This window comes from Candidatus Microbacterium phytovorans (genome assembly GCA_029202445.1).
Classification (GTDB): domain Bacteria; phylum Actinomycetota; class Actinomycetes; order Actinomycetales; family Microbacteriaceae; genus Microbacterium; species Microbacterium phytovorans.
In genome coordinates this window covers 1,479,199-1,496,786 of sequence record CP119321.1, presented here as the reverse complement: position 1 = coordinate 1,496,786, position 17,588 = coordinate 1,479,199, and the positions used below count along the sequence as shown (strand labels likewise).

Annotated in this window: 16 protein-coding genes and 2 pseudogenes; 8 read left to right on the top strand and 10 right to left on the bottom strand. The window is 69.9% G+C overall.

The annotated features are described in order from the left end of the window. Positions 1–231: 231 nt before the first annotated feature. Together P0Y48_07130 and msrB are read right to left on the bottom strand one after the other, a co-directional pair. Positions 232–768 (bottom strand): annotated as a pseudogene (locus P0Y48_07130) (nitroreductase family protein). Between the two features lie 10 nt (positions 769–778). Next, complete coding sequence (msrB, locus tag P0Y48_07125; GenBank protein WEK14953.1) at positions 779–1,180, bottom strand: peptide-methionine (R)-S-oxide reductase MsrB; 402 nt, start codon at positions 1,178–1,180, stop codon at positions 779–781. Positions 1,181–1,292: 112 nt separating this feature from the next. Between msrB and P0Y48_07120 the strand changes: the two genes are divergently transcribed. The 5 genes and pseudogenes from P0Y48_07120 (at position 1,293) to groL (ending at position 5,326) form a co-directional block, all read left to right on the top strand. Continuing rightward, positions 1,293–1,556 carry a DUF3263 domain-containing protein gene (locus P0Y48_07120; GenBank protein ID WEK14952.1) on the top strand — a complete coding sequence of 88 codons (264 nt, stop codon included), beginning with the start codon at positions 1,293–1,295 and terminating at the stop codon, positions 1,554–1,556. Positions 1,557–1,565: 9 nt separating this feature from the next. Then, positions 1,566–2,126 carry a LytR C-terminal domain-containing protein gene (locus P0Y48_07115; protein ID WEK14951.1) on the top strand — a complete coding sequence of 187 codons (561 nt, stop codon included), beginning with the start codon at positions 1,566–1,568 and terminating at the stop codon, positions 2,124–2,126. Positions 2,127–2,298: 172 nt separating this feature from the next. Continuing rightward, positions 2,299–2,505 (top strand): cold-shock protein, encoded by a 207-nt coding sequence (locus tag P0Y48_07110; protein WEK14950.1) that lies wholly within the window; start codon positions 2,299–2,301, stop codon positions 2,503–2,505. 28 nt (positions 2,506–2,533) lie between these two features. Next, positions 2,534–3,580 (top strand): DUF3048 domain-containing protein, encoded by a 1,047-nt coding sequence (locus P0Y48_07105; GenBank protein ID WEK14949.1) that lies wholly within the window; start codon positions 2,534–2,536, stop codon positions 3,578–3,580. A 127-nt stretch (positions 3,581–3,707) separates the two neighbouring features. Beyond that, positions 3,708–5,326: pseudogene (gene groL, locus P0Y48_07100) on the top strand (chaperonin GroEL). 64 nt (positions 5,327–5,390) lie between these two features. On the opposite strand, the gene P0Y48_07095 reads toward groL, so the two are convergent. The 3 genes from P0Y48_07095 to P0Y48_07085 all read right to left on the bottom strand — a co-directional run bounded on the left by P0Y48_07095 (position 5,391) and on the right by P0Y48_07085 (position 8,292). Beyond that, on the bottom strand, positions 5,391–5,678 hold the full coding sequence (locus P0Y48_07095) for a WXG100 family type VII secretion target (protein WEK14948.1): 288 nt from the start codon (positions 5,676–5,678) through the stop codon (positions 5,391–5,393). 153 nt (positions 5,679–5,831) lie between these two features. Next, a complete protein-coding gene (locus P0Y48_07090) occupies positions 5,832–7,445 on the bottom strand; it encodes a HAMP domain-containing sensor histidine kinase (GenBank protein WEK15032.1) in 1,614 nt (537 codons plus the stop codon). 154 nt (positions 7,446–7,599) lie between these two features. Next, positions 7,600–8,292, bottom strand: a complete 693-nt coding sequence (locus tag P0Y48_07085; GenBank protein ID WEK14947.1) for a response regulator transcription factor — start codon at positions 8,290–8,292, stop codon at positions 7,600–7,602. Positions 8,293–8,359: 67 nt separating this feature from the next. On the opposite strand from P0Y48_07085, the gene P0Y48_07080 reads away from it, so the two are divergent. Then, positions 8,360–9,475, top strand: a complete 1,116-nt coding sequence (locus P0Y48_07080) for a CPBP family glutamic-type intramembrane protease (GenBank protein WEK14946.1) — start codon at positions 8,360–8,362, stop codon at positions 9,473–9,475. On the opposite strand, the gene P0Y48_07075 is transcribed toward P0Y48_07080, so the two are convergent. From P0Y48_07075 to P0Y48_07065, 3 genes are read right to left on the bottom strand one after another with little or no spacing between them, the layout of a single operon-like run. Beyond that, entirely contained in the window at positions 9,436–11,079 is a 1,644-nt protein-coding gene (locus tag P0Y48_07075) for a DEAD/DEAH box helicase (GenBank protein WEK14945.1), read from the bottom strand. The genes P0Y48_07080 and P0Y48_07075 overlap by 40 nt on opposite strands. 25 nt (positions 11,080–11,104) lie before the next feature. Continuing rightward, complete coding sequence (locus P0Y48_07070; GenBank protein ID WEK14944.1) at positions 11,105–12,829, bottom strand: helicase-associated domain-containing protein; 1,725 nt, start codon at positions 12,827–12,829, stop codon at positions 11,105–11,107. 1 nt (position 12,830) lies between these two features. Further along, entirely contained in the window at positions 12,831–13,097 is a 267-nt protein-coding gene (locus P0Y48_07065; GenBank protein ID WEK14943.1) for a multidrug ABC transporter ATPase, read from the bottom strand. 123 nt (positions 13,098–13,220) lie between these two features. Between P0Y48_07065 and P0Y48_07060 the strand changes: the two genes are divergently transcribed. Next, a complete protein-coding gene (locus tag P0Y48_07060; protein WEK14942.1) occupies positions 13,221–13,604 on the top strand; it encodes a cold shock domain-containing protein in 384 nt (127 codons plus the stop codon). Next, positions 13,588–14,133 (top strand): DUF3027 domain-containing protein, encoded by a 546-nt coding sequence (locus P0Y48_07055; GenBank protein WEK14941.1) that lies wholly within the window; start codon positions 13,588–13,590, stop codon positions 14,131–14,133. The genes P0Y48_07060 and P0Y48_07055 overlap by 17 nt, the downstream gene beginning before the upstream one ends. Positions 14,134–14,377: 244 nt before the next feature. Here the strand turns inward: P0Y48_07055 and P0Y48_07050 are convergent, their stop codons facing one another. Both P0Y48_07050 and P0Y48_07045 read right to left on the bottom strand, forming a co-directional pair. After that, a complete protein-coding gene (locus tag P0Y48_07050; GenBank protein WEK14940.1) occupies positions 14,378–16,645 on the bottom strand; it encodes a glycoside hydrolase family 3 N-terminal domain-containing protein in 2,268 nt (755 codons plus the stop codon). Beyond that, positions 16,642–17,574, bottom strand: a complete 933-nt coding sequence (locus tag P0Y48_07045) for an ABC transporter permease (protein WEK15031.1) — start codon at positions 17,572–17,574, stop codon at positions 16,642–16,644. The genes P0Y48_07050 and P0Y48_07045 overlap by 4 nt, the downstream gene beginning before the upstream one ends. Positions 17,575–17,588: the final 14 nt, after the last annotated feature.

Sequence of the window (17,588 nt, the reverse complement as noted above, 5' to 3'; positions counted from 1 at the left end):
CGCGCCCGCGGTGCGCTCGCGAGCGGCGTTCTTCCGCGCTTTCTTGTCGGCCTTCGCCGCGCGCTCCCGCTCCTTCTTGCGTTCCTTCTTGCGGGCGCGCTTGGCCTTCTTCTTGGCCTTCTTCGCCGCGCGCTTCGCCTTTTTCCCGGGGCGCGAGGTCAGCGGCTCGCCGGTTGTCGCGACCGTGGTGGGCGGCTCCTCGCCGTCCGCCGCCCCTTCGAGCGTCGTCGACGACGGCATCCGTGTGAGGAGCGGTGCGGCATCCAGTGCCGCGCGACGGCCGGGACGACTGTGGGCGGGCTTCCCGCCGACGTACAGCCAGCCCAGCAGCTCCTCGTCGTCGCCGAGACCGTGAGCGCGCGCGACGGGAGTCGAGCGCGTCTCGCGCCCGGTACGCCAGATGACGCCCCACCCGGCTTCGTCGAGGAGGAGGCTGAGCATGTGGGCGACCCCGGATGCCACGGCCTCCTGCTCCCAGCGGGGCACCTTCGTGCTCGGCCGGAAGCTCGCGACCACCGCGATCAGCAGGGGAGCGCGCAGCGGTTTCGGCGACGGCCGGTCGTCGCCCTGGGCGAGCGCGAGCGCTTCACCGAGTCGCTGGCGGTCGTCGCCGCGGAGCTCGATCAGACGCCACGGGCGAAGCGACGAATGGTCGGCGACGCGCCCGGCGGCCGACACGAGCGTGAGCAGCTCCGCACGGGTGGGAGCGACATCGGTCACCTTCGACCACGACCGCCGCGCGCGAACGGCCTGCAGGGCTCCGTTCACTTCTCGGGCGTCACTTCTCGGGTGCGAACGACAGCGACAGCGAGTTCATGCAGTAGCGGTCACCCGTGGGCGTGCCGAAGCCGTCGGGGAACACGTGCCCGAGGTGCGAGCCGCACGTCGCGCACCGCACCTCCGTGCGCACCATTCCGTGGCTGCGGTCCTCGATGAGTTCGACCGCCTCCGGGCGCACCGACTCGTAGAAGCTCGGCCATCCGCAGTGGGAGTCGAACTTGGTGCCGCTCTGGAAGAGCTCCGCTCCACACGCGGCACACGTGTAAAGTCCGGCGCGGCTCTCGTCGAGCAGCTCGCCGGTCCAGGCGCGCTCCGTGCCCGCCTGTCGCAGCACCGCGTACTGCTCGGGGGTCAGCTCCTCGCGCCACTGCTCGTCGGTCTTGTTCACGCTGTACGTCATGGCAGCTCCTTAGGTCCACTCCATTCAACCCGACAGTGCCCCTTCCTGTTCCTTCCGGCGTGCATCGAGTGGCGCTCCCGCGTCCGCGCCGCGGGGTGTCTAGCCTGGAGACGTGCCCCTCTCCGACCGCGACCGCGTCCTCTTGGACTTCGAGGCGCGCTGGGGCCGCCACGGCGCCGCGAAGGAGGAGGCCGTGCGCGAGGAACTCGCGCTCACGCCCGCTCGCTACTACCAGCTGCTCGGTCGTCTCGTCGACGACGCGGATGCGCTCGCGTACGCGCCCATGCTCGTGCACCGGCTGCGCCGCATGCGCGAGGCGCAGCAGACGGTCGCTGTCACGGCCCCCGGCCCGGGCGTGCATCGCGCGGCCCGATAGAATCGCGGGATGCCGAACGAGCACCCGAGCGACCGCTTCGACACGCTGCCCGATCCCGCCGAGAGCGGTGCGCGTCGCGTCGGAGCGCACCGTGCCGAGCAGCCGCGGATGCGCCGCGGCCGCATCTTCCTGTGGGCGCTCGTGGCGACTGTCGTCCTGGTGGCCCTCGGCATCCTGGGCACGTTGTGGGTCACGGGACGCTTCGCCGCCGCACCGCCGGCGGCGATCATGCCGACGCAGGGCCCGACGGCCACGCCGGTGGTCGACCCGTCGTACACCGTGCTCGTCCTCAACGCCTCCACCGACGACACCCTCGGTGCCAGCGTCAGTGCCGACGTCGTCGCCGCAGGGTGGTCGGCCGACGACGTGACCGCCGGGGATGCCGGTTCCCACGACTTCCCGACCACGACGGTGTTCTATGCCGCCGAAGACGACGAGGGCGCCGCGCGCGGCCTCGCTCAGTCGATCGGGGGCGCGGAGGTCGAGTTCAGCGAGGCCTATCAGGACGGCGACGAGCTGAAGCAGCTGGTCATCGTCATCGGCATGGATCGCGTCGAGAGCACCGACTGAGGTCGCCCTCGCACACCCCGCGCATCCCGCCGTGTTTCCTGCGTGTGAAGACTTCGGTGCAGGCGTGTCAACAGTTGTCGGAACGGCGGCTGCGCGTGTCGGGGCGTCGTTAGCATTGCGACGTTCCACCGCTTTATGGCACCACTGAGATTCGCATGACGGGATAGAAAAGATGACGCAGGGCACCGTCAAATGGTTCAACGCCGAGAAAGGATTCGGCTTCATCACGGTCGTCGACGGCCAGGACGTCTTCGTCCACTACTCCAACATCGACATGTCGGGATTCCGCGTGCTCGAGGAGGGGCAGACGGTCGAGTTCACCGTGGGCACCGGGCAGAAGGGCCCGCAGGCCGAGTCCGTCCGCGTCGTGACCGCCTGACGTCACCGCGCTCGGCTATCCTGCCCGGGTGACCCTCCCCCTGCGCTCCGTCGCCGCCCTCGCGGCGCTGTCCGTCGCGGCGATGACCCTCATCGGTTGTTCGCCCGAGACGGAGGCCGCTCCGTCTCCGACGGTGACCGCCACCCCGACGCCGACCCCGACTCCCACGCCGACCCCGACGCCGACGCCCACCACGGGCGCGTCGCCGCTGCGGGGGACGGAGGTGCCGCTGGCCGACATCACGGGACCCGCGCTCGCCGCCAAGATCGACAACCACTGGGACGCACGGCCGCAGTGGGGGCTCGAGCGCACCGACATCGTCTACGAGGAGCTCGTCGAGGGCGGCATCACGCGCTACGTGGCGGTGTGGTTCTCCGACGTGCCGAAGGAGATCGGCCCGATCCGCAGCATCCGGCCCATGGACCCCGAGATCGTCGGACCGCTGGGCGGCATCATCGCCTTCTCCGGCGGCAAGGCCCGGTTCGTGCAGATGATCCGGGACACCGATCTGCACACGTCGATCCACGGCGGCGCGGACGACCGGTTCATGTACCGGTCGACGGCCAAGCGAGCGCCGCACAACGTCGTCGTGCGTGCCCGTGAGCTGCGCGCCGAGTACAAGAAGATCGACCCGCCGAAGCAGCAGTTCGCCTATTCCGAGGATGCCGCGTCATCCTCGGCGGGCACCGACGGCAGCAAGACGAAGGGGCTCGACATCGAGTTCTCGTATCAGTCTCACCGTGCCTGGCGGTGGAATGCGGATGCCGGGAAGTACCTGCGCTGGCAGGACGGGAACAAGGACCGGGATGCCGGTGGCACGCAGCTGCGCGCGACCAACGTGGTCACGCTGACGGTCGAGGTGGAGTACGGCACGGTCCCGCGGACACGCCTGGTCGGGAAGGGCAAGGGGACCGTGTCGACCGACGGGCGGACGATCCGCGTGTCGTGGTCGAAGAAGAACCGCGATGCGCCCATCCGCCTCCGGGACTCCGACGGCGCCGAGGTCACGCTCGCCCCCGGCAACACGTGGGTCGAGCTGGTTCCCGAACGCGGATCGGTCGATATCGTCCGCTAGCGGTCGCCGTGTGTCGGGCCGGGAGCCCGCGGCTTGCACTCCCCATGGTCGAGTGCCAGAATGATTTAGCACTCGATGTCATTGAGTGCTAAAGACATCGCCTACGTCCGGGAGGGACGACACACACATGGCAAAGATCATCGCTTTCGACGAGGAGGCCCGTCGCGGTCTCGAGCGCGGCCTCAACATCCTGGCCGACGCCGTCAAGGTGACGCTCGGCCCCCGCGGTCGCAACGTCGTGCTCGAGAAGAAGTGGGGCGCCCCCACCATCACGAACGACGGCGTCTCGATCGCCAAGGAGATCGAGCTCGACGACCCGTACGAGAAGATCGGCGCGGAGCTCGTCAAGGAGGTCGCGAAGAAGACCGACGACGTCGCCGGTGACGGCACGACGACCGCCACGGTCCTGGCTCAGGCGCTCGTGCGCGAGGGCCTGCGCAACGTCGCGGCCGGCGCCGACCCGATCTCGCTCAAGAAGGGCATCGAGAAGGCCGTCAAGGCGCTCTCCGACGAGCTCCTCGCGTCGGCCAAGGAGGTCGAGACCAAGGAGGAGATCGCCGCCACGGCATCCATCTCCGCCGCCGACCCCGAGATCGGCGAGCTCATCGCCGAGGCCATCGACAAGGTCGGCAAGGAGGGCGTCGTCACCGTCGAGGAGTCGCAGACCTTCGGCACCGAGCTCGAGCTCACCGAGGGCATGCGCTTCGACAAGGGCTACATCAACCCCTACTTCGTGACCGACCCCGAGCGTCAGGAAGCGGTCTTCGAAGACCCCTACATCCTCATCGCGAACCAGAAGATCTCGAACATCAAGGACCTTCTGCCGATCGTCGACAAGGTCATCCAGGAGGGCAAGGAGCTCGTCATCATCGCCGAGGACGTCGAGGGCGAAGCTCTCGCGACCCTGGTGCTGAACAAGATCCGCGGCATCTTCAAGTCGGTCGCCGTCAAGGCTCCCGGCTTCGGCGACCGTCGCAAGGCCCAGCTGCAGGACATCGCGATCCTCACGGGCGGCCAGGTCGTCACCGAAGAGGTCGGCCTCAAGCTCGAGAACGCCACGACCGACCTGCTCGGCCGCGCGCGCAAGGTCATCGTCACCAAGGACGAGACCACGATCGTCGAGGGTGCCGGTGAGGCCGCTCAGATCGAGGGTCGCGTGACGCAGATCCGCGCGAGATCGACAACACCGACAGCGACTACGACCGCGAGAAGCTCCAGGAGCGTCTCGCCAAGCTCGCCGGCGGCGTGGCCGTCATCAAGGCGGGTGCGGCGACCGAGGTCGAGCTCAAGGAGCGCAAGCACCGCATCGAAGACGCCGTCCGCAACGCGAAGGCGGCCGTCGAGGAGGGCATCGTCCCCGGTGGTGGCGTCGCGCTCATCCAGGCGGGCAAGAGGGCGTTCGACAAGCTCGAGCTCGTCGGCGACGAGGCGACGGGTGCGAACATCGTCAAGGTCGCCATCGAAGCTCCGCTCAAGCAGATCGCCCTCAACGCGGGCCTCGAGCCCGGCGTCGTGGCCAACAAGGTCTCCGAGCTCCCCGTGGGCCAGGGCCTGAACGCGGCGACCGGCGAGTACGTCGACATGTTCGCGGCCGGCATCATCGACCCCGCAAAGGTCACCCGCTCGGCGCTGCAGAACGCGGCATCCATCGCCGGCCTGTTCCTCACGACCGAGGTCGTCGTCGCGGACAAGCCCGAGAAGGTTGCGGCTCCGGCCGGCGACCCGACCGGTGGCATGGACTTCTGATCGAGAAGCACTGATCGAGAAGCACTGACGAGAAGGGCCCCTCCACGGAGGGGCCCTTCTTGCGTCACCGGAAGATGCCGGTGGCCGCAGACTCCGTGTCGGCGTACTGCCGCGCGACGTGCCCGAGGGCGCCGCTGATGTCGGCCAGCGCCGTCTCCACTTCGCGCTGTGCGGCCCTCCACCGCTCGATGACGGACTGGAAGGCCACGGCGGCCGACCCGGTCCACGATCCCTGCAACTGGGTCAGCTGCGACATCATCGCCGCCGTGTCGGACTGCAGTCGATCGCCTGTCGCCCGTACGGCCGATGTGGCGGACATCACCGCGTCGGAGTCGACGCTGAATACGGCCATGTTCTGGCTCCTCTCCTGTGGGATGCCCCGAGGCTAAGCCGCATCGGGCGAGCGGATGCCGCGGCATCCGCGGTCCTGCGGAGGGCTACGACGGCGCGGTCCCTGGGGAGGAGGCGTCGGTGTCCGGGGAGGGGGCGCGGGCGCGGGACGGCGTCAGTTCTCGCGCAGGCGCGGGAGTGGCTGCGTCTCGATGAGGAGGTGCTCTTCGACCGGTCGCGGGGTCGCCAGCGGGAACGAGACCCGGAAGGTGGCGCCACCGCCCGCGGTCTCGGTGACCTCGATCGAGCCGTGGAGGGCTTCGACGATCGACGCCACGATCGACAGTCCCAGGCCGGAGCCGCCCGTCTCCCGGGTGCGCGAGGTGTCGGCACGCCAGAAGCGCTGGAAGATCTTGTCGCGGATCTGCTCGGGGATGCCGTCGCCGTGGTCGATCACCGCGATCCACCCCATGCCGGCGCGTTCGTCGACGCCGACGCCCACGTCGATCGGACTTCCATCGGGAGTGTAGCGACGGGCGTTGGCGAGCAGGTTCGCCACCACCTGGCGGATGCGGTTCTCGTCGCCGAGCACGATCGGGTCGACGACGCGCCGCGACGCAGGTGCCGGAGCCGCGGGCGGGACCACGGCATCCTCGTCGGCCTCGGACGGCGTCGCCGAGCGCGAGCGGCGACGCAGGATCGACCGCGTCGCATCGGCGAGGCTCGCCCCGGAGCGGCGCCCGCGAAGTGCCGTGTCCTTGCCGTGCGGAGCCGTCTCCGCCGAGGGCGCTCCCGTCACGGTGGCCACCACGACGGTCTCGTCGATCATTGTGACCGTGCGGTCGGGAGAGGTGACGCGCGCGTCGAGCACGGCGTCCCGCGCGATCGGCCGGAGGTCGACGTCGAGGATGACGATGTCACGCCGCTCGTCGAGGCGAGCCAAGGCCAGCAGGTCTTCGACGAGCGCCCCCATGCGCACGGCTTCCTTCTCGATGCGCTCCATCGACTGGGCCGTCTGCTCGTCGCCCGAGATGGCGCCCATCCGGTACAGCTCCGCGTACCCGCGCACGGTCACGAGCGGCGTGCGGAGCTCATGGCTCGCGTCGCCGATGAATCGTCGCATCTGGCGCACCGACGCGTCGCGCTGCCCGAGCGCATGGTCGATGCGATCGAGCATGGCGTTGATCGCGGTCTTCAGGCGCCCCACTTCGGTGCCGGGGGCGATGTCGGTCATGCGCTGCCGGAAGTCGCCCGCCGCGATCGACATGGCGGTCTCCTCGACCTGACCGAGCCCTCGGAAGGCGAGGGTGACGGCGCTGCGGGTGGCGAACGCCCCCGCCAGAATCGTGAGGACCGCGAGGATCGTGTAGATGCCGATGTAGTTGGCGACCGTCTGGTTGACGCTCGTCAGGGGGATCGCCACCATCTGCGAGTAGTTGTCGCGCACGCCCTCCAGCGGCGGAAGGAAGTCGACGCTGGCGCGGAACTTCGCCGCGCCGTCGGTCGACTGCAGGTCGAACGGCTCGGTGCCCGTCGTGAGGGTCTCCTGCAGCGTGAACACCTCCGGGAAGGCGGGCGCGGGACCGTTGTCGCCCGCCGTCGCCTTCAGCGCGCCGTCGGGGCCGTAGACGGCGACGAAGTACTGCGTGCCCGCGGCATCCTTCTCGATGAACATCGGGACGCCGTCGTAGATCTCGATGTCGAACACCGTGCTCGCGACGTTCGTCGGCGCCAACTGCTTCAAGTAGGCGTCGAGGGAGGAGAGCTGGGAGTTGCGCAGGAACACCATCGTGCCGACGCCCGCGGAGATCAGACCGATCGCCAGCACGGCGACGGTGACGCCGGTGACCTTCGCGCGCAGGCTCGTGCCGCGCCACCATGAGGTGAGGCGGTCGGTCGTGCTGCTGGTGCCGCTCAGGTCGAAGTCCCCTCGGACGCGCGGGTCAGACGGTCTTCCCGGTCTTGAGCATGTACCCGAAGCCGCGCTTGGTCTGGATCAGCGGCTCGGAGGAGTGCGGATCGATCTTGCGCCGCAGGTAGGAGATGTAGCTCTCGACGATGCCGGCATCGCCGTTGAAGTCGTACTCCCACACGTGATCGAGGATCTGCGCCTTGCTGAGCACGCGGTTGGGGTTGAGCATGAGGTAGCGCAGGAGCTTGAACTCGGTGGGGGACAGGTCGATGGAGATGTCGCCCACGAGCACGTCGTGCGTGTCCTGGTCCATCGTGAGCTCGCCGGCCTTGATGGTCGACTCCTCGTCGGCCTGCATCGTGCGACGCAGGATCGCCTGGATGCGAGCGACGATCTCGTCGAGGCTGAACGGTTTGGTGACGTAGTCGTCGCCCCCCGCGTTGAGGCCCTCGATCTTGTCCTCGGTCTCGTCCTTCGCCGTGAGGAACAGGATCGGTGCCGTGTACCCGGCGCCGCGGAGGCGCTTGGTCACGCTGAAGCCGTTCATGTCGGGGAGCATGACGTCGAGGATGATGAGGTCGGGTTCCTCCTCGAGCACGGCCGAGATGGTCTGGGCGCCGTTGGCGACGGCTCGGACCTGGAAGCCGGCGAACCTCAGGCTCGTGACGAGCAGGTCCCGGATGTTCGGTTCGTCGTCGACGACGAGAATGCGCGCAGCGTTCATAGGCCCATCTTGGCATCGGATTCCCTGCGGATGCTGGAAGCGCCGCGACGCCGGGCATGATGGAAGCATGACGCTGCCGCCCGAACCGACCACGGTCCCCGCCGCACCCGCCCTCGTCCCCGCGCCCGCGGTCGCCGCGCCCGCGGTGCCCAAGCCGCTCCCCGTCGACGCCATCGTCGGCGGACTCGCGTTCCACCGGCTCGGTTTCGCGCGTCGCCGTCGCGCGTGGTGGACGCCGCTCGTGACCGGCCTCCTGGCCATCGCGTTCTACGCCGTGCTCACGGTGGTGCTGGGCGTCTTCATGGTCGTCGCCGCCCTCACCGACCCCGGCTTCGCCGATCGGATGCTGACGCTCACGACCGAGGTCTCCTTCGACCTCACCGAGCCGCTGCTCGTGGCGCTCCTCCTGCTGAGCATCGTCATCATGCTCCCGTCGTACGTCTTCGCCTCCCTCATCGTGCAGGGCGGCAAGCTCGGGTTCATCTCCTCGGCCGCCGGACGGCTGCGGTGGCGCTGGCTGCTGCTGACGACCGCAGCGGCCGCCGTCGTCGCCGTCGCGATGAGCGGGCTCTCGCTCCTCCTCCCCGGAGGAGCCGAAGGCGTCACCGACGGTTCGGGCCTCGTCGCCCCCGACGACAACCCCTCGCTGTGGGCGACGCTCGTCGTGCTCCTCGTCCTCGTTCCGCTGCAGGCCACCGCGGAGGAGTACATCTTCCGCGGCTACCTCATGCAGGCCATCGGACGGTGGTTGCGGCATCCCGCTTTCGCCATCCTGCTGCCGGTGCCGCTGTTCGTGCTGGGGCACCTCTACGACCCCCTGGGGCAGCTGAGCGTCGGCGTGTTCGCCGTCGCCGCGGGCTGGCTCACGTGGCGCACGGGCGGACTCGAGGCGGCCATCGCCCTGCACGTCGTCAACAACCTGCTGGCGTTCCTCCTGGGCCTCGCGGGTCTCTCCGACGTCAACGCGAGCTCCCCGGGCTGGGCGAGCTTCGTCTTCTCCACGCTGCTGGTGGGTGTCTACACCGCCGTCGTGGAGTGGCTGTTCCGCCGCTCGCGGCTCGGACGCACCGTCATCGTCACCCCGGCGCCCACGCCGCCGTACGCGCTCGCGTCGGCTCCGATCGCCCCGTCGCCCGGTGGCGGCTACGCCGCGGAGAGCCCGTCGGCATCCAGGATCGTGTAGCTGTACCCCTGCTCGGCGAGGAACCGCTGCCGGTTCTGCGCGAAGTCCTGATCGACCGTGTCGCGGGCGATGAGCGTGTAGAAGCTCGCGGTGTGCCCGCTGGTCTTCGGCCGCAGGAGGCGCCCCAGACGCTGAGCCTCCTCCTGCCGTGATCCGAACGATCCCGAAACCTGGATCGCGACGGAGGCCTCCGGCAGGTCGATAGAGAAGTTCGCGACCTTCGAGACCACGAGCACCGGAATGCGTCCCTCGCGGAACCCGCCGTACAGCTCCTCGCGCTCGTCGACGGGAGTGGCCCCCGTGATCTGCGGCGCGCCGAGCGCGTCGGCGAGGATGTCGATCTGATCGAGGTACTGGCCGATCACGAGGATCTGCTCGCCCTGGTGCTTGGCGACGAGGTCGCGCACCACGCCGATCTTGGCGTGCGCCGTCGCCGCCAGGCGGTAGCGCTCGTCGTCGGCGGCCGCGGCGTACTCCAGACGATCGGATGCCGGAAGGTCGACGCGCACCTCGTAGCAGACGGCGGGGGAGATGAAGCCCTGGGCCTCGATCTCCTTCCAGGGGGCGTCGAAGCGCTTGGGGCCGATGAGGCTGAAGACATCACCCTCCCGGCCGTCTTCACGCACGAGAGTCGCGGTGAGGCCCAGGCGACGGCGGGCCTGCAGGTCGGCCGTCAGTTTGAACACCGGGGCCGGAAGGAGGTGCACCTCGTCGTAGACGATGAGGCCCCAGTCGAGAGCGTCGAGGAGCGCGAGGTGCGCGTACTCGCCCTTCCGCTTCGCCGTCAGGATCTGATAGGTCGCGATCGTCACGGGCTTGACCTCTTTGGCCTGACCCGAGTACTCGCCGATCTCCTCCGGCGTGAGGCTCGTGCGCTTGAGGAGCTCGTCGCGCCACTGCCGGGCGCTCACCGTGTTCGTCACGAGGATGAGGGTCGTCGTCTTCGTGTCGGCCATCGCGGCCGCGCCGACGAGGGTCTTGCCCGCCCCGCACGGCAGCACCACGACGCCCGAACCGCCCTCGCTGAAGATGTCGACGGCCTTGCGCTGGTACGGGCGGAGCGTCCAGCCGTCCTCCGCGAGATCGATCTCGTGCGGGGTGCCGGGCGTGTACCCCGCGTGGTCCTCCGCGGGCCAGCCGATCTTCAGGAGTTCCTGCTTGATGTGTCCGCGGGCCCAGGCGTCGATGACGAACACGTGGGGAGCGGGGTGGGCGATCAGTAGCGGCTGAATCCGCTTGTTCTTCGACACCTCGGCCAATACGGCGACATCGGTGGAGCGCAGGAGGAGCTCTCCCTCGTCGCCACGTTCGATGACGAGCCTGCCGTAGCGGCCGACGGTCTCGCGGATGTCGATGGACACCGAGGCCGGCACCGGGAACCGCGACCAACGGTCGAGGGTGGCGAGCATGTCCTCCGCGCCGTGACCGGCCGCGCGCGCGTTCCACAGGCCCAGCCGTGTGATGCGGTACGTGTGGATGTGCTCGGGTGCGCGCTCGAGCTCGGCGAAGATCGCGAGCTCGTGCCGCGCGTCTTCGGCCGCCGGGTGGGCGACTTCGAGCAGCACGGTACGGTCGCTTTGCACGATGAGGGGGCCGTCAGCCATAACGTGCCAGTCTACCGGCCGCAGGTCACGCGGGACGCACGCTGGCGATGCTCGAGACGGGCAGCGTGCGTTCGACATCCGCGACGCGATCCCGGCCGCGTAGACGGCCGCCCCCGAGGCCCGTCGCTTCCATCGTGATCTCGCGCTCGCCGCCGTCGGGCATGCGGACGACGATCGTCAGCACTGCTCGGGCACGCACCGCCTGCTCCAGTTCGCGCCCGAGCCACGCCGAGTCGGCGTCGGCGGCGTGGGCGGCGCGCAGCCGCTCCCGCAGCGGTGCGTATGCATCGGGGGATGCCGTGGCATCCGGCGGGGTGGGAGCGAGGCGACGACGGTCGAGCGTGCGGACGGCGCCGTCGGCATCGACGGCCACCACGGGGTAGCGGGCGTCGGCCAGCATCCAGAAGACGGTGTCGGGGCTGCTGCGGCTGAGGAGGACGTCGCCGTGGGGTGTGAGGCCGAGCGGTCGGAGCGCCTGATCCACGGCGAGCGCCGGGAGCATCGCCGGATCGAGCGCGGTCACCTGCGTGCGACCCGACCAGTCGGGCCCGACACGGATGCTCCCGTGCCGCCGCGCGCTGCGATCGATCTCGTACTCCAGGGGCTGGGGGACACCCGTGAGCGAGAGGTCGGCGAGGAAGCGGCGCACCGAATCCGCCGTCTCGCCCGTCGTGAGCGCGGCACTCAGGGTCTCGGCGGTGAAGCGGTAGGTCGACGCCTGGGCGCGCGTCTCTCGCAGCGCCATGGTCCGCAGGCGCCGGTCGAGCTGGGGTTCGAGAGGTCCGGGGGCGATGGCGGTCAGGTCGTTCTGCAGGAAGACGCGATCGACCTCGGCGGGCAGGAGCGCCTGCAGCGCGGACTCGTCGCCGCCCGCGCCGTCGCGGACGCCCTCCGCCCACGCCGCACTCCGACCGTCGGGACCTATCACGGCCCAGCGCTGCAGGAGCGCTCGCCATCGGTCGGCTCGCGCCGGCCACGCGGGATCGAAGGGGTAGGCGCTGCGCCACTCGGACACCTCGAGCCAGCCATCGGCGCTCACGACGGCGGTCGGCAGCGCGGCGCGAAGGCGGAGCGCGACGTGGTGCCAGCGCGTGACCGTGCGCTCGCCGAGCCATCGGTCGCCGTCCGTCGTCACGATCCAGTGGCGGTCGACGTCGCTGAGGAGGCCTGCGGTCGCGGCGATCTCGACCAGGTCGTCGGCGGCGTCGGGACTGTCGACGGCACCGTCTTCGATCAGTCGGCGGCGCTCCGTGGCGCCCAGCGCGCCCGACCCGATACGAGAGAGGGGCGTCGCGAGTGCCGCGTGCAGGATGTCGGCCAGGGAGGTGGCCGCGGCGAAGGCACGCTCTGCGGCGTGGGCCTCGTCCTCACCGGCTGGTGTCGCCGGGGGTGTCGTGTCGGCGGTCGGGAGGGAGGCCCATCCGGCCACGACGGCTCCGTAGGGTACGCCGTCGGGGGCGACCAGCGCGCGTCGGGTGAGCACCTCACGCCGGGGCCCCGCAGGAACGGACGCTTCGCGTCCGGCGGCCGATGCGGTCACCGCGTCGAGAAGCGCCGCCGCGTCGTCGCGGGGCAGCGCCGCCACACCGCGCGCGATGGAGACGGGATCGAGCAGTGCGTCCGCCGCGTCGAAGAAGTCGTCCCACGCGGCGGTGGCCGGGATGCGGCGGACGGTCAGCAGTTCCGTCAGTGCGGCATCGTCGAGCGAGGCGAGGTGGGTCGCCAGCGTCCGCGCGTCGGGAGCGGCCACGTCAGCGGCCCTTGCCGGCCCGTGCCCTCCGGACGAACGTCATGATGACCACGCTCAACAGCATCGCGAACGCGAGGATCGGAGCGATGTAGACGATCACGCCGATCGTGGGCCACAGGCCCTCGTCGAACTTCGCTCCGGACGACGTTCCGATGATGATGGCGGCGAAGCACAGCAACGACAGCCCCAGCAACGACAGTGACATGGTCGCCAGAATGCGGTCGATGCGGCGAACGGGAAGGTCGTCGCGAGAGGGAGACGTGCTCATCGGACTCAGCCTAGCGGTTGAGCGCCGTGGCGTAGGCTGGGTACGGGGCCTCGTGGCCCCTCTTCCATCCTGCCCGGGCATGCGCGTCGTGTTCCGGGCCCAGCAGTTCGCAGCGAGGTTGAGATGCCCACCGGCAAGGTCAGGTTCTACGACGAGGAGAAGGGGTTCGGCTTCATCGTCACCGATGACGGCCAGGACGTCTTCCTGCACGCGACGGCGCTTCCCGCCGGTACCGAGTCGCTCAAGGCCGGTACGCGCGTGGACTTCGGGGTCGCCGACGGACGCAAGGGGCTCCAGGCCCTCGCCGTCCGCGTGCTCGACGCGCCCGTGAGCCTTTCCAAGCGGAACCGCATGAAGGCGGACGACATGGCCGTCGTGATCGAAGACCTCGTGAAGGTGCTCGACACGATCGGCGGCGACCTGCGCCACGGTCGCTACCCCAGCGGCTCCCACGGCAAGAAGGTCGCCGCGATCCTGCGCAAGGTCGCTGATGACCTCGACGCCTGATCCGGTCGACGAGCGGCTGCTGGCCGCCCACGATCTCGCGCGTGCCGCGCTCCTCGAGGTGACCCCCGAGGCATCCATCGGCGAGCCCGCCGGCTACACACTCGAAGACGGCGGCGTCGTCTCACTGCGGTTCGCGAACCGGCTCTCGGGGTACCCGAACTGGTTCTGGACGGTCAGTGTCGCCGTCGTCGACGATGCCGAGCCGACCGTGCTCGAGGTCGAGCTCATGCCCGGCGACGGCGCGCTGCTCGCGCCCGAGTGGGTGCCGTGGGCCGAACGGCTCGCCGAGTACCAGGCCGCGCAGGCCGCGCTGGCCGAAGCGCAAGGCGATGCTGCGGTCGATGCGGACGGCGACCTCGACGAGGACGACCTCGACGACGAAGAAGACGACGACGAAGACGATCTCGACGCGGCGGACTTCGACTCCGACGGGTCGCCGATCCTCCACTCGGGTGACGTGGACGGCGTCGACATCGACGAACTCGACGAGTCCGCCGACGACCTCGACGAGGACGACGACGAGGACTGACGTCGGCGTTTCGTCTCGCTGCGCTTGCTCAACGACCGGGGGTGCGCCGCTCAACGGCCGGGGGTGGGTGGGCGTTTCGTCTCGCTGCGCTCGCTCAACGACCGGGGCTGCGCTCGCTCAACGACCGGGGGTGTGCCGCTCGACGACCGGGGGTGCGCCGCTCAACGACCGGGGGGTGAGCGCATCCGGTCGTTGAGCGAGGATGCGGAGCGACCGAGACGAAACGTCGGGTCGCCCCGCGCCGTCAGCGGATCTCGAACCGCACCGGGTGGAGCACCTCGTCGCGCGAAGACGGCCCGATGAGGAGTTCGAAGGCGCCCGGCTCGACGATGCGATGACCGGATGCGTCGACGATCGTGCAGTCCGCGGCGGCGACCTCCACCTCGACGACCGCCGTCTCTCCCGGGGCGATGTCGACGTGTCGGTGCGCCTTGAGCTCCTTGTCCGCCCAGCTCACCGAGGTCACGCTGTCGCGCACGTACACCTGCACGACCTCGTGTGCGGGGCGACGTCCCGTGTTGCGCAACGTCACGCGTGCGCGCACGGTCTCGTCCGCCGAGACGACCGGCGTCAGGATCTCCGCATCGCCGTAGCCGACCGTCGTGTACGACAGTCCCTCGCCGAACGCGTGCGCGGGGCTCTGGGTGAGGTCGGCGTAGCGGTCGCCGTGCTGGCCGCGGATCTGGTTGTAGTAGGTCGGCTGCTGGCCGGCGTGACGCGCGAACGAGATCGGCAGGCGACCCTGCGGTTCGATGCGGCCGAGGAGCAGCTCGGCGATCGCGCGACCGCCCTGCATCCCCGGATTCGCGACCCACACGAGCGACGCGTCGCGCACCGCGTCGGGCAGGATGAGCGGCTTGGATGCCAGCAGCACCACGACCAGGGGCGTCCCGGTGGCCGCGAGGGCCTCGAGGAGGTCCCGCTGACCGCCGATGAGTTCGAGTGTCGCGGTCGAACGGCCTTCGCCGACGAGCTCGATGCGGTCTCCGACGACGGCGACGACGACGTCGGACGCTTCGGCCAGTGCCACGGCTTCGGCGATCTCCGCGGCATCCGGCTCGCGGGGGACCACGATCGGCGGACGCGGCTGTCCGTCGGGGAACACTCCGGCCGGGTCGTCGGAGAGGTCGAGGATGCCGGCTCCCGGCGTGTAGGCGACGCTCCACTCCGCGGGGACGAGGTCGCGCAGGCCGTCGAGCACGGTCGTGATCTGGTGGCGAGGGTGACCCTCGGGCATCCAGTCGACCTGTCCGGAAGAGCCCGCCCAGTCGCCCAACTGCGTCTGCGCGTCGTCGGCGAGCGGGCCGACCACCGCGATCCGCTTCGCGGCCACCGCGGCGTCGGACGGCGGCTGCTCGATCGGCAGCGTGCCGTCGTTGCGCAGCAGCACGAGCGATCGCCGCGCGACCTCGAGGTTGAGGTCGGTGTGCGCGGAGGTGGCGATGACGGCGCGGATCCGGTCGGGGTCGGGCAGGCGCGGGTTCTCGAACAGGCCGAACCGGAACTTCAGGGTCAGGATGCGGGCGACGGCACGGTCGATGTCGGCCTCGTCGAGCATGCCCGACGCGACGGCGTCCAGAGCGCCCTCGAAGAACTTCGGCGTCGTCATGACCATGTCGTTGCCGGCCTTGACGGCCGCCGCCGCGGCGTGCGCGTAGTCGGGCTGCACCTTCTGCTCCCACACCATGCGGCCGATGTTGTCCCAGTCGGTGATGAGGGTGCCGGTGTAGCCCCACTCGCCGCGCAGCACGTCGCTCAGCAGCCAGTCGTTGATCGTGATCGGAACCCCGTCGGTCGTCTGGTAGCCGAGCATGAACGTGCGGCATCCTTCACGGGCCACGCGCTCGAACGGCGGCAGGAACCACGACCGCAGCTTGCGGCGGGAGATGTCGGCCTCGCTCGCGTCGCGGCCGCCCTGCGTCTCGGAGTAGCCGGCGAAGTGCTTGGCGGTGGCGAGGATGGCATCCGGATCGTCCAGTCCTCCGCCCTGATAGCCGCGCACCATCGCGGCGGCGAGTTCGCCGATGAGGTAGGGGTCCTCGCCGAAGGTCTCGTCGACGCGTCCCCACCGCAGGTCGCGCGCGATGCACAGCACGGGCGAGAACGTCCAATGGATGCCGGTCGCGGCGACTTCGGCGGCGGTCGCGCGCGCGACCTGCGCCACGAGGTCGGAGTCCCACGTCGCGGCCATTCCCAGCTGGGTGGGGAAGATCGTCGCGCCCTCCCAGAACGAGTGCCCGTGGATGCAGTCCTCGGCGACGAGCAGCGGAATGCGCAGGCGCGTCTGCGCCGTCAGCTCCGCGGCCCGCAGCACCTTCTCGGGCGAGGTGTGCAGGATCGAGCCGGCGTGGCGGCCGTGGACGATCTCGTCGAGGTCTTCGCGCGCGTCGAGCTGCAGCATCTGCCCGACCTTCTCGGGGAGGGTCATGCGGCTCAGGAGGTCGGCGACCCGCTCCTCGACGGACAGGCGGGCGTCGAGGTACGCGGCGGTGGTCAGGTCGACGGTGGTCATGGAGTGTGGTCCTTGGGGGTCGGGGGGAGGTGCGGCTCGGTGGTGCGCACGGCGGTCACGGCCTCGTTGACGTCGAGGCCCTTCTTCTTCATCGCCCGGGCACGCTCGCCGGCTGATCGCAATCGCGGGTTGACGTACTCGTCGATGCCGAAGTTGATCAGCGACAGGGCGACGCCGATCGCGGCGATGCACAGCCCGGGAGGCAGGTACCACCACCACTGGTTCTGACGGAACGCGCCCTGGGCGCTGGCCCAGTTGAGGATCGTGCCCCAGTTGTAGGTGTCGACGGGGATGACGCCGATGTAGGACAACGTGGTGAGGCCGAGGATCGCCGCGGTGACGGTGCCGACGAAGCTCGCGGCGATGAGCGCCATGAGGTTCGGCAGCATCTCCACGGCGATGATCCGGCGAAGCGGCTCGCCGTTGGCGCGGGCCGCCTGGATGAAGTCGCGATTGCGCAGCGACATCGTCTGCGCGCGCAGCACGCGGGCGCCCCACGCCCAGCCGACGAGGCCGAGGACCGCCGCGATGAGGATGAGCGGGGGGTCTTCGAAAGTGGACGCCACGATGATGATGAGCGGGATGCCGGGGATCACCAGGAACACGTTGGTGAGCGCCGAGAGGCTCTCGCTGCGCCATCCGGTGAGGTAGCCGGAGATGACGCCCACGACGATCGCGATGACGGTGGCGATGATCGCCGCGAGGAAGCCGACGACGAGCACGCCGCGCGTGCCGTGGATGACCTGACTGAGCACGTCTTCGCCGATGTGGGTCGTACCGAGCCAGTGTGCGGCCGAAGGCGGCTGGAACCTCGCCGTGCTGTCGACCTTCGTCGGCGAGTACGGCGCGAGGACATCGGCGAAGATCGCGATGAGCACGAAGAAGCCGAGGATGAGCAGCCCCGTGACCGACTTGCGGTTGCGGAACATCGCGAAGGCGCTGC